The 12,469-nt window shown below is 42.9% G+C and carries 9 protein-coding genes; 8 read left to right on the forward strand and 1 reads right to left on the reverse strand.

The genetic code is table 11. From position 1 onward, the window contains the following. Window positions 1-88 precede the first annotated feature (88 nt). A complete protein-coding gene (locus AC1RRY_RS08960; protein WP_492816300.1) occupies window positions 89-961 on the forward strand; it encodes a helix-turn-helix domain-containing protein in 873 nt (290 codons plus the stop codon). Window positions 962-969: 8 nt separating this feature from the next. On the opposite strand, the gene AC1RRY_RS08965 is transcribed toward AC1RRY_RS08960, so the two are convergent. Further along, entirely contained in the window at window positions 970-2,121 is a 1,152-nt protein-coding gene (locus AC1RRY_RS08965) for a LacI family DNA-binding transcriptional regulator (protein WP_492816298.1), read from the reverse strand. A gap of 424 nt (window positions 2,122-2,545) precedes the next feature. On the opposite strand from AC1RRY_RS08965, the gene AC1RRY_RS08970 reads away from it, so the two are divergent. Genes AC1RRY_RS08970 through AC1RRY_RS09000 form a run of 7 tightly spaced genes read left to right on the forward strand, consistent with a single transcriptional unit; the run spans window position 2,546 to window position 12,428 of the window. Continuing rightward, entirely contained in the window at window positions 2,546-4,480 is a 1,935-nt protein-coding gene (locus tag AC1RRY_RS08970) for a sialate O-acetylesterase (protein WP_492816296.1), read from the forward strand. Between the two features lie 17 nt (window positions 4,481-4,497). Beyond that, a complete protein-coding gene (gene uxuA / locus AC1RRY_RS08975) occupies window positions 4,498-5,697 on the forward strand; it encodes a mannonate dehydratase (protein ID WP_492816294.1) in 1,200 nt (399 codons plus the stop codon). A 28-nt stretch (window positions 5,698-5,725) separates the two neighbouring features. Next, window positions 5,726-7,285 carry a serine hydrolase domain-containing protein gene (locus AC1RRY_RS08980; RefSeq protein WP_492816292.1) on the forward strand — a complete coding sequence of 520 codons (1,560 nt, stop codon included), beginning with the start codon at window positions 5,726-5,728 and terminating at the stop codon, window positions 7,283-7,285. A gap of 46 nt (window positions 7,286-7,331) precedes the next feature. Continuing rightward, window positions 7,332-9,440, forward strand: coding sequence for an alpha-glucuronidase family glycosyl hydrolase (locus AC1RRY_RS08985; protein ID WP_492816290.1), 2,109 nt, complete (start codon window positions 7,332-7,334; stop codon window positions 9,438-9,440). Beyond that, on the forward strand, window positions 9,437-10,240 hold the full coding sequence (locus AC1RRY_RS08990) for an SDR family NAD(P)-dependent oxidoreductase (RefSeq protein WP_492816288.1): 804 nt from the start codon (window positions 9,437-9,439) through the stop codon (window positions 10,238-10,240). The genes AC1RRY_RS08985 and AC1RRY_RS08990 overlap by 4 nt, the downstream gene beginning before the upstream one ends. A 37-nt stretch (window positions 10,241-10,277) precedes the next feature. After that, the gene (locus AC1RRY_RS08995; RefSeq protein WP_492816286.1) at window positions 10,278-11,324 is read left to right on the forward strand and encodes a glycoside hydrolase family 43 protein; all 1,047 of its coding nucleotides are present in this window, start codon (window positions 10,278-10,280) and stop codon (window positions 11,322-11,324) included. Window positions 11,325-11,360: 36 nt separating this feature from the next. Next, entirely contained in the window at window positions 11,361-12,428 is a 1,068-nt protein-coding gene (locus AC1RRY_RS09000; protein WP_492816284.1) for an endo-1,4-beta-xylanase, read from the forward strand. Window positions 12,429-12,469: the final 41 nt, after the last annotated feature.

The following is a 12,469-nucleotide window of genomic DNA, read 5'->3' on the forward strand; positions in this document are numbered from 1 at the left end:
TATTAAAATTGAAACAATTTCTATGAATATTCTGATAAAGAGATATTTTTGCGTTGCCTGAACATTAAAAATATCTGATAAAGAGCAAATGAGTAATATATATCATGAAATTACACCATTGACGCCGAATGATTGTTTCATGGTTTTTGACAGACATAAAAGTAATTTCGACTTCCCTATTCATTTTCATGAAGAGTTTGAGCTCACTTTTATAGAAAATGCCAAAGGTGCCAAGCGTATTGTGGGCGATAACATCGAATTAATCGATCAACTGGAGTTGGTATTGGTCGGTTCGAATATCCCGCATAGCTGGTCAGGGTATCAATCCGACAAAAAGAATATTCACGAAATCACGATACAGTTTCATAAAGACCTGTTTGATGATAAATTTTTGCAGAGAAATCAACTAAGCTTTATCCGTTCTTTGTTTGAACGTTCAGTAAGAGGTATTTCCTTTCCGGCAGAGACGATTCTCGAGATCCGGCCGAGATTAATGGCCCTGAGCCAGAAGAGCGGTTTTGATTCTGTATTGGAGCTAATCTCTATCTTGCATGCCTTATCAATTACAAAAAATATACGATTGCTCACCAGCAGTACTTTTGTGAGTGAGAATGTGAATTTCCACAGCAGGCGCATTGAAAGAGCGTTTGAGTTTATGCGGGCTAATTATGACAAAGATATTTCGCTGGCCGATATTGCCAGAGTTGTGAATATGGCCGAAGTAAGTTTCAGTCGGTTTATAAAAAAGCGGACGGGTAAAACTTTTGTCGACAGCCTGAACGATATCCGTTTGGGGCATGCGTCCCGTTTTTTAATTGATACTACCTATACCATCGCAGAGGTTTCTTTCAGATGCGGATTCAATAACTTGTCTTATTTTAATCGTATTTTTAAGAAAAAGCATGCCTGCACGCCTAAAGAGTTCAGAGAGAATTATGCTGGCACCAAGACTTATGTCTGAGTCCGGATTTAAAGCCGCTGTGAAGATTTCCTGACTATCAGTTCTCCTTTTATCACTTTGGTATAAGGCTCAAAACCGGCTTTATTAATAATATTTTCAATCAGTATGCCTGCTGCTGTTTCGCCTATGGTAAACGGAAACTGATGAAATACCGTAAGTGATGGTTCTATCAAAGAAGCGATTAACTCATCACCAAATGCTACAATTCCCATTTCTTCGGGTATCCTGATATTTCTTCGTTTCAAATCCATTATCAGTTCAATGCCATTGGCATAATGCACAGTAAAAATACCATCCGGCCTGTGGGGTAAATCCATCCAGAAATTAAGGGCCTTAGCTGATTCGTCAGGACTAAAATTGCCGTGATAGACAAGGCTTTCATCAAACGCAATACCATGTTTTTCCAAGGCTGCTTTATAACCATCAATCCGGGTTTTACTAATCAGTAAATCTTCAGGGCCTGCCAATACGGCTATTCTTTTATATCCTTGCGAAATAAGGTGTTCAACCAAAGTAAAACTGCCCTGAAAATCTTCCTGTATCACTTTTGCTGTATCCAACTCATTGCAGACCCTGTCGAAATGTACAATCGGTACACCTTTTTTTAGTTGCAGTTTTACGTGTTCAAACGAATTGGTTTCTTTAGAATGACTTATCAGCAAACCGTCAACACGGCTCGCCACCAAAGCCTGCACATTCAGCGTTTCGGTCGGGTGAGATTCATTCGACTGGCAAATCATCACCCTATACCCGGCCTCGGTGGCTACTTTCTGTATACCGGCAACTACTCCGGCAAAGAAGGGCCGTTGTATGTCGGGTATAATCACACCTATGGTGTGGGTTTCACCGCGGTTCAGGCTTTGTGCCAGAAAATTGGGACGGTAGTCCATCTCATTAGCCACCCGCAGAATTTCCTGCCGTGTGTTTTCATTGATTTCAGAACTGTTATTCAAGGCCCGGGATACCGTAGAAGGAGATATTCCTAATACCCTGGCAACATCAATAATAGTAGTTTGATGCGGTTTCTTTGGAGGCGTGTGATTTGGCGGCGCAATTGTAAAATACAGGTTACAGTTCTTGCAATAGAGCCGCTGTTTGCCACGGAGAAAACCTGATCTGACAATGGTTTCTGTATTTTCACATGTAGGGCATGCATTCATTAAATTAGATTTTTTCAATATGGGCGTTAAGGTGTCTTCGTTGGTCTTTACCCGGCAAAGTTGCAGAATCAGCTTACCGTCAGGTAAATATAGTTTGTTTTTTGATATATCGGAAACGTTTCCGAAAACGAATCCGATAGTTGTATAGTGGTAATGTATTAAAATTAGACACTATAATCTTTTTTTTATACAAAAAATGACATATTATTCACCCATAATCAATAAGGTATATGTAGTGCCATACCCTTTGCAATTGCATTATTTGTAGTATACATCATTTAACTTTATAGCGGCATTACCACGGTTGTGGCTGTTTATGGAACCTAATTTTATATTCATACATTTTTTTTGACAGATGTCGGGTGGTGATTTTCACCACCCTCATTTTTAAGAAATGGATTACAGCAAAAGCCCTGAATAGCATATGAGGTCTCTCATACGGTTAATATATATCTTTCTTGTTTTATACGGAAAACAATCCTTTGCTGAAGTAAGGCTTCCGCGCCTGATAAGTGATGGCATGGTGTTGCAGCAAAAATCAACAATAAAAATATGGGGTTGGGCAAATGCCGGAGAAGCAGTAACCATTCAGTTTAACGATCAGGTCTATGCTACTGTTACAGGCACTGACGGCAAATGGCAGACAAGCATCACCACTCCACAAGCTGGTGGCCCTTACAAAATGCTTGTGAATGGACAAAACCGGATCGAAATAAACAATATTCTTTCAGGTGAAGTGTGGCTGTGTTCCGGTCAATCTAATATGGTATTGCCCATGGAGCGTGTGAAGGAAAAATATGCCGATGTAATTGCCAAAACCAATAACCCGCTGATCCGGCATTTCTTTATTCAAACCCGATACGATTTTAACAGACCTCAGGAAGATTTTCAGACCGGCAAATGGGAAGCCGCCACTCCTGAAAACATCCTGCGATTCACCGCCACAGGTTATTTTTTTGCTAAACAACTCTTCGAAAAATATCAGGTTCCGATCGGGCTCATTAATGCAAGTGTGGGAGGTACTCCGGTAGAGGCCTGGGTCAGTGAAGAGGCATTTAAAGCCTTTCCAGATCATTTGTCGACATTGGCGCAGGTGAAAGACAGCAGCTATGTCAATCGCATCAGAAAACAAGAGTCGGCTGTTAACAATGAGTGGTACACACGGCTTCGCAGGAACGATGAAGGCATGAAGGGTACCAGCAAATGGTTTGAAAATGAGTATGATGCCGCCGATTGGTCTACCATGAAACTACCGGATTTCTGGGAGAATCAGGGACTGAAAAATACCAACGGTGTAGTCTGGTTCAGGAAAGAAATTGAGGTACCGCCATCTATGACCGGTAAACCGGCAAAATTCTTTTTGGGCCGGATTGTTGATAGTGACTCGGTATATGTAAATGGCAGGTTTGTAGGTAGCATTGGTTATCAATACCCTCCCAGAAGGTACGAAATACCCAAAGATTTATTGAAACCGGGCAAGAATGTGATTGTGGCAAGGGTTATCAATACATCTGGAAAGGGAGGCTTTATAAAGGATAAAACCTATGAAATCAGGGTAGGTGAAGAAGTGATTGATTTGAAAGGCATATGGCAATATAAATTAGGTGCTAAACAAGAGCCTTTAGAAGCTACCACTTTTTTTCAATACAAACCCACCGGATTGTATAATGGCATGATTGCCCCTTTGGTCAACTATGGTATCAAAGGTGTGATATGGTATCAGGGTGAATCTAATACAGATGACCCTTCTGATTACAGAGCTCTTTTTACAACCATGATTGAAAACTGGCGACGAAAATGGAAACAAGGTGATTTCCCGTTTCTGTTTGTGCAACTGGCCAATTTCATGGAAGTAACAGAACAACCGTCTGAAAGCCAGTGGGCTGAATTGCGGGACGCACAAAGACAAACACTAAACGTACCCAAAACCGGAATGGCAGTGGCAATAGATGCCGGAGAGTGGAATGATATCCATCCGCTAAACAAAGAAACAGTTGGCAAAAGGCTGGCCTTAGCCGCTCAAAAAATAGCTTATAATGATAATACAGTGGTGTCTTCAGGCCCGATGTACCAGTCAATGGAAATCAGGAAGAATAAAATTGTGCTTGGTTTTACAAATATCGGCAGCGGTTTAATTGTGAAAGGGAATAGTGAACTGAAACATTTTGCCATTGCAGGCACAGATAAAAAGTTTGTTTGGGCTAAGGCGAGAATCCGGGGCAGTAAGGTTGAAGTATGGAGTGATACTGTAGCTGAACCCGTCACGGTGCGATACGCCTGGGCTGATAACCCGGACAATGCCAATTTATATAACAAGGAGGGGCTTCCGGCTTCACCTTTTACAACAGATACAAATTAAAGAAAATCAGATTAAGTATGATTCACACCATGCGTTGGTTCGGGCCGAATGATCCTGTTTCGTTGATGGATATCCGTCAGGCAGGTTGTACAGGTGTTGTTACGGCTTTGCATCAGATTCCGGTCGGTGAAATATGGTCGGTTGAAGCTATTGAAGAACGAAAAAGAATAATTGAAGCGGACAATCAGCAGTATGTCCCTTTACAATGGCTGGTTGTAGAGAGCCTGCCCGTGCATGAAGCTATTAAAAAGGGGCTGCCATTGCGGGAAGAGTTAATTGAGAACTATAAAATATCACTGCGGAATCTGGCACAATGTGGTATCAAAACCGTTTGTTACAATTTTATGCCGGTGCTCGATTGGTCGCGAACCAATCTGAGCTATGAAATGCCCGATGGCGGCAAGGCCTTGCGATTTGTATGGGAAGACTTCGCCATCTTTGATTTGTATATTCTGAAACGCCCCGGTGCTGATAAAGACTATACAGCCGAAGTGCAGATACGGGCATTGCACAAAATGAACAGTATGTCGGCAGAAGAACTGGATATACTTACCAATACAGTTTTATTGGGTCTACCCGGGTCAGAAGAAGCCTTCGATCTGGCTACTTTTCAGGGGCTGCTGAATAATTATAAGCACATTGGTGAGCAGGAGTTAAGACAGAACCTCTATTATTTCATACAGCAGATTGCACCTGTGGCACAGGAAGTAGGCATTAACCTGTGTATTCATCCGGATGATCCTCCGAAACCATTGCTAGGCTTGCCGAGGGTAGTAAGTACTGAGAACGATTTAAAACAACTGATGGCTGCCTGCGATATCAGAAATAACGGTGTTACTTTCTGCACTGGTTCCTTGGGCATAAGAGAAGATAATGACCTGGCCGGAATGGTGGAAAGGTTTGGCGACAGAATACATTTTCTGCATTTGAGAACTACGAGACGCGAAGAAAATCCACTGAATTTCCATGAAGCAGCGCACCTGAATGGTGATGTGGATATGTATGCAGTGGTGAAAGCCGTAGTTAAAGAAACCGGCAGAAGAAAAGCAGAAGGCCGGGCAGACTGGGATATTCCGATGCGACCCGATCATGGGCACCAGATATTAGACGATCTGAACAAGAAAACGTATCCCGGTTATTCAGCCATAGGAAGATTAAAAGGTCTGGCAGAATTACGTGGTCTGGAAATGGCCATTGAGAAATCAATTAACTTGTAATAAGCATATTCAACCGATATTAACCTTTATGACTCCTTCAAGACGAAATTTCATCAGGCAGGTAGGGGCGGTCTCGCTTCTTGCCACTTTGCCTCCACATCTGTTGCTGGCAGCAGAGACCAATAAGGCTTTACCTCGTAAAACACCTGAATCTCAAGGGGTATCAAGTAAAGGTATCCGGGATTTCCTCAAGGCGGTGAAAGAATCGGGTTTAGAATGGCACAGTTTCATGTTGCTCAGGCATGGCAATGTAGTAGCCGAAGGCTGGTGGAAACCTTTTGATGCGTCTTATAAGCATACTTTATATTCTTTATCGAAGAGTTTTACCAGCACTGCCATAGGTTTTCTGGTAAGTGAAGGCAAAATATCGGTTGAAGATAAAGTCATTTCTTTTTTTGCTGATGAAGCGCCTGCCAACCCGAGCGATAACCTGAAAGCAATGAAAATAAAGCATCTGCTTACTATGAACACCGGTCATGATGTTGATACCATGCCCAAATTACGCGAGTTTGGTAATCAGACCTGGACAAAGACTTTTCTGGCTCAGCCCGTTGAGCATGAACCCGGTTCGTTCTTTCTTTATAACACCGGCGCTACCTATATGCTGGGAGCCATAGTGCATAAGGTAACAGGGCAGACACTTGAAAAATATCTGGCACCAAGATTATTCCAGCCATTAGGTATTGAAGGCTATGACTGGGAAACCTCACCGCAGGGTTTAAATACGGCCGGATTTGGCCTGAGAGTAAAAACAGAAGATATTGCCCGGTTCGGACAATTTTATCTGCAAAAGGGTAAATGGAATGGCAAACAACTATTGCCGGAAGCCTGGATTGAAGAAGCTACCAGCAAACAAACTACTTCTAATAAAGGAGACAGCGACTGGTCGCAAGGCTATGGGTATCAGTTCTGGCGTTGTAAGCCCGGCTTCTATAGAGGTGACGGCGCCTTCGGACAGTTTTGTATGGTAATGCCCGAGCAGGATGCCGTGCTGGTAATGACTTCTGAAAGCTGGGATCTGCAAAAAACAATGAATGTAGCATACCAGACCTTATTGCCTGCTATGAGCAATGCTGTTTTACCAGAGAATGCAGCTGAATTAGCGGCTTTAAAGAATGATATCAAGAATCTTTCCTTGAGTGTTCCAAAAGTCTCTGCAGTTTCGCCTTTAGCTAATAAGTATATAGGCAAAGTTTTTGAGGCAGAAGCCAATCCTTATGGAGTAAAAGAACTTGGTTTTCAGTTTACAAAAGATGCCTGTATTCTGAAACTGACTACTGATAGCCGGACTACTGCACTCAAATTCGGTTGGTCTGACTGGGTTGTGAACGACAATTCAACCAAAAATATATTTGCTGTTCCGAATCGAACGCATATGCCTTCAAAAATTGCCGGTACAGCTACCTGGCTTAATGACAATACTTTACAATTGAATGAGAAATTTGTGGAAGCCGTGCATGGTGATAAGCTGACTTGTGTGTTTGAAGGAGATAAAGTCACGATAGCATTTTTAAACAGTGTTTCGGAAAATACGAAAAACACACCTGATAAAAGAGCAGCATTGACCGGAATACAGAAAAAAGCATAATTGCCGGTGAAGTAAAACAACAAATAAGGGCAAAAAATTGATAACTATGTTGAAACAACTCTATATATTTTTACTATTCGTTTCTTTTGCTTCCAAAGCAGATGATGGTTCCCGGCTTTGGCTGAAATATGATTTATTGAAAGATTCCGGCCTCCGAGCGACCTATATCGTTTCAACGAAGTTTGTTGTGGTAAATCATGATTCTCCTGTTGTGAGTACGGCAGCCGCTGAATTGCAAATGGGTTTTGAAGGCCTCTTAGGGAAAAAAGTGGCGGTTGTAAAAAATACTGGCGGAAAGACAGGTGGTATTATACTGGAAGTAAAGTCTGCCGGCAGTGAGGTTGAAAAGCTGGTAAATGACGGATTTGCTATCAGCACCCAAAAAGGGAACATCATAATAAGGGCAAAGAATCAGGCTGGTGTGTTATATGGAGCTTTTGAATTGTTGCGGTATATTCAAACCGGGCAAAGTCTGCAAAACCTGAATATCGTAAGTAATCCGAAAGTAAAGATAAGAATGCTCAACCATTGGGACAACGCCAATGGTACCGTTGAGCGAGGCTACGCAGGTTCATCGATGTGGAAATGGACTGAACTGCCATTCAGAATTGACCCAAGATACATTCAGTATGCGCGTGCCAATGCTTCTATAGGTATTAATGCGGCATCAATCAATAACGTGAATGCCAGTTCAAGATTCCTTACGGCAGAATATCTGGAAAAAATAAAAGCGGTGGCTGATGTACTCCGTCCTTATGGTATCAAAGTGTTTATATCAGTCAATTTCCGGTCGCCGCGTACACTGGGTGGCCTCAAAACCTCTGACCCGCTTGATCCCGAAGTAAGAAACTGGTGGAACGAAAAAACAAAAGAGATACACAGGTACATACCTGATTTCGGTGGTTTTCTGGTTAAAGCCAATTCAGAAGGCGAGCCAGGCCCGCAGGATTACGGACGTACCCATGCCGATGGTGCCAATATGCTGGCAGAAGCCATGAAGCCTTTCAGTGGAGTGGTTATCTGGCGGGCATTCGTCTACAAAGCAGATCCTAACGGCGATCGATTCAAAGAGGCTTATGATCAATTCAAACCGCTTGAAGGTACTTTTGACCCAAAGGTAATTGTGCAGGTAAAAAATGGGCCTATCGATTTTATGCCGCGTGAGCCATTTCATCCTATGTTCGGAGCGTTTCCTAAAACTACACTGGGCATGGAATTTCAGATTACCCAGGAGTACCTCGGGCAATCTACTCACCTGACTTACCTGGCGCCGATGTTTAAAGAATGCCTGGATAGTGATACCTATGCCAAAGGTAAAGGCTCAACAGTTGCTAAAGTAATTGATGGAAGCCTTGAAGGGCATCAGAACTCATTAATGGCCGGAGTAGCCAATACGGGGTCTGATGTGAACTGGACCGCCCATCCGTTCAATCAGGCTAACTGGTATGCGTTCGGTCGTTTGGCCTGGGATCATACCCTTAGCTCAGAGCAAATTGCTTTCGAGTGGATAGCCATGACTTTGACCTCAAACAAAGCAGCGCAGAGTAAAATCAGAGACATGATGATGAAATCCTTGCCGGTTTATATCAGCTATACTTATCCTTTGGGCACTGCACACATGATGGGAGAAGGGCATCATTATGGTCCGGAACCCTGGCTGGCTAAAAGTGGTCGACCGGATTGGACTTCGGTCTATTATCACCGGGCTGATTCTATCGGTTTAGGATTTGACCGGACAGGAAAAGTAAGCAATGCTTTGAGCCTTTATCATACGGAAGTGCAGCAGGAATGGGGTGATCCTGAAAAGTGTTCTCTGGATTATCTGCTATGGTTTCATCATATACCCTGGACAAAGAAACTAAGCACCGGCCGAACGCTGTGGAATGAACTGTGTTTCAGATATTATGATGGGGTAGAGCAGGTAAGAAAACTACAAACTGACTGGGAAAGTATGAAGCCGCAGATTGATAAAGAAACCTTTGAGAATGTAAAGGGACGACTGAAATTACAGGAAAAAGAAGCATTATGGTGGCGGGATGCCTGTGTGTTATATTTTATTGATTATACCAAAATGCCGATTCCCGCGCCTTTGGTACCACCAACCCGCACATTGGACGAAGTTAAAAAACTTGTAGAAATATACCACTTAAGATGACAACAGAACAAAATATAAATGGCGTGGAAACCGCCTCAGTGAAAAAAAACGTGTTTTCTTTAGAAAATAAACTGGCATTGATAACAGGTGGCGGAAGCGGCATAGGGTTTGATATTGCACAGTGTATGATATCGGCCGGTGCGAAAGTAGTTATTACAGGCCGCAGGGAACATGCGCTCAGAGAATCGGTTGAGGCGCTGGGCAGTTCTGCATTGTATGTAGTGAATGATGTGACCGAATTGAACTCTCTCGAGGGGCTTGTTGAATATATTGAAACAAATATTGGCCTGATAGATATTCTGGTTAATAATGCAGGAATCAACATGAAAAAACCTGCATTGGAAGTTTCTGATGATGATTTCGGCAGAATTGTTCACACCAATCTGAACGCGGTATTTGCCCTTACACGTGCTTGTGCCAGCCGTATGATTGAACGCCGTAGCGGCTCTATCCTTATGATTTCGTCGATGGCAGCCTATTATGGTATCGACAGAGTAGTGGCTTATGCAGCTTCAAAGTCAGGGGTAGAGGGAATGGTTAAAGTATTGGCCTCAGAGTTTTCAAAGTTCAATGTGCGTGTCAATGCCATTGCGCCGGGTTTTATAGAAACCGCCATGATGCAAACAGCCATGGGTAGTGACCCCGACAGAATGAACAGGGCATTGGGAAGAACACCTATGGGTAAATTCGGGAAACCGGATGATATTGGTTGGGCGGCAGTGTTCCTGGCCTCAGAAGCGGCCCGATACATTACGGGTGTCTCATTACCTGTGGACGGCGGAAATTCAATAGGTTTCTGATAATTGCAATAGATAATATACTTTAAAATCTGAACAAATGTATAGCCTTAAGCAAAAAATGTTGGCGTTGTTGGCCCTGTCTGCTGTAGTGACAGTAAGCCATGCACAAAGCAAAAAACAACCCATTTTACAGCCATTGGTAAGCCATATTTATACAGCAGACCCATCAGCACACGTATTCAAGGGTAAAATTTACATATATCCGTCGCATGATATTGAGTCGGGTGTAAAGCAGGATGATAACGGGAGCCATTTTGATATGAAAGACTATCATATTTTTTCGATGGATAGTCCGACGGGCAAAATTACCGACCACGGAGTGGCTTTAGACATTAAGGATATTCCCTGGGCAGGGCGGCAACTATGGGCACCGGATGCGGCCTATAAAAACGGCACCTACTATTTGTATTTTCCGGTGAAAGACAAGGACGATGTTTTCAGAATAGGAGTAGCTACCAGCAAAAAGCCTGAGGGACCTTTCAAAGCAGAGAAAGACCCGATAGCCGGCACTTTCAGTATAGATCCAAGCGTGTTTCATGATACCGATGGAAGCTATTATATGTATTTCGGCGGTATATGGGGTGGTCAGTTGCAACGCTGGGCCGGTGGCTCATACGATGCCAACGGTAAGTTGAGAACAGCCAAAGAAGAAGCATTTTTACCGAAAATTGCGAAACTAAGCAATAATATGCTAAGCCTGGCAGAGTCAGCTAAAGACGTACAGATTTTAGACGAAAACGGCAAATTGCTAACCGAAGGCAACAACGATAAGCGGTTCTTTGAGGCCGCCTGGGTACATAAATATAAAGGCAAGTACTATTTCTCGTATTCAACCGGCGACACCCATTTTATCTGTTATGCCATAGGCGACAATCCTTATGGCCCATTCACTTATAAAGGAGTAGTATTGAATCCGGTAGAGGGTTGGACAAACCACCATTCCATTGTGGAGTTCAAGGGCAAATGGTATTTGTTCTACCATGATGTGCAGCTTTCTGGTAAAACCCATTTGCGCAATATAAAAGTTACAGAGCTGAAATATAATGCCGATGGAACTATCCAGACCATCAATCCATACAAATAACATCCGATTTATCCCACTCTTTTAAACATCAGAACTATGAAAGTTATCTTAACAACCGTATTGTCAGCCTTTCTTGGATTAGCATCTTTGCAGGCACAGGAAACCAAAGGTCTGAAAGATTACTATAAAGACTATTTCCTGATTGGTGTGGCGGTGAATCCAAGAATGATGAACCCCGGCCCTGAATCAAACCTGATTCTGCAGCATTTCAATAGCATGACGCCTGAGAATGCAATGAAAATGGGGCCGATTCATCCGGAGGAAAATCGCTACAACTGGGAACCTGCTGATAAGATTGTAGACTTTGCACAAAAGCATGGGCTGAAAATGCGTGGCCATACGCTTTGCTGGCATAACCAGACACCTCAATGGTTTTTTACCAAGGACGGACAGACTGTTACCAAAGAAGAATTGCTGGCCCGTCTGAAGCAGCACATAACAGATGTGGTGAGCCGGTATAAGGGTAAACTCTATGCCTGGGACTTGGTCAACGAAGCAGTGCCTGACAGAGGAGACGATATCTACCGGAAAACAAAATTCTATGAAATAATAGGAGAAGAATACATTGAAAAAGCCTTTGAATTTGCGCATGCTGCCGACCCAAATGCACTTTTATTCTATAATGACTACAACACTGAAAATGCCTCCAAACGTGAGCGGATTTATCAATTAGTCAAAAAACTGAAAGACAAAGGCGTACCGATTCATGGCGTAGGTTTACAAGGCCATTGGTCGGTGTATGAACCTACGGCACAGGAGCTGGATGAATCTATCAGTAAGTTTGCGTCGTTGGGACTACAGGTGCAGATAACCGAACTGGATGTTTCTGTCTACCGGAAAGAACACGAACGAAGAGAAAAACGACCAACCGATATCACAACGTTTCCAACTGAAATTCAGCAAAAGCAAACCGAACATTATAAGATGCTCTTCGATGTTTTTCGTAAACACAAAGGGCATCTGACAGGCGTTACGTTCTGGAATCTATCTGATAAATCAACCTGGCTGGATTCATTCCCTTTCCCGGGCAGAAAAGATTATCCTCTGTTGTTCGATGAGAACCATAAACCCAAACCGGCTTACCGGGAAGTAATTAAGTTTTAATAGTATTTAATCTTTAGTGCATTTTCTACGCCTAATTTCAA

The sequence above is a fragment of the Emticicia sp. GW821-FHT11C11 genome (assembly GCF_058808615.1).

Excerpts from the sequence above, each read along its gene's own strand:
- AC1RRY_RS08960 (WP_492816300.1), top strand. The coding sequence starts at position 89 with ATGAGTAATATATATCATGAAATTACACCATTGACGCCGAATGATTGT.
- AC1RRY_RS08965 (WP_492816298.1), bottom strand. The coding sequence starts at position 2,121 with ATGAATGCATGCCCTACATGTGAAAATACAGAAACCATTGTCAGATCA.
- AC1RRY_RS08970 (WP_492816296.1), top strand. The coding sequence starts at position 2,546 with ATGAGGTCTCTCATACGGTTAATATATATCTTTCTTGTTTTATACGGA.
- uxuA (WP_492816294.1), top strand. The coding sequence starts at position 4,498 with ATGATTCACACCATGCGTTGGTTCGGGCCGAATGATCCTGTTTCGTTG.
- AC1RRY_RS08980 (WP_492816292.1), top strand. The coding sequence starts at position 5,726 with ATGACTCCTTCAAGACGAAATTTCATCAGGCAGGTAGGGGCGGTCTCG.
- AC1RRY_RS08985 (WP_492816290.1), top strand. The coding sequence starts at position 7,332 with ATGTTGAAACAACTCTATATATTTTTACTATTCGTTTCTTTTGCTTCC.
- AC1RRY_RS08990 (WP_492816288.1), top strand. The coding sequence starts at position 9,437 with ATGACAACAGAACAAAATATAAATGGCGTGGAAACCGCCTCAGTGAAA.
- AC1RRY_RS08995 (WP_492816286.1), top strand. The coding sequence starts at position 10,278 with ATGTATAGCCTTAAGCAAAAAATGTTGGCGTTGTTGGCCCTGTCTGCT.
- AC1RRY_RS09000 (WP_492816284.1), top strand. The coding sequence starts at position 11,361 with ATGAAAGTTATCTTAACAACCGTATTGTCAGCCTTTCTTGGATTAGCA.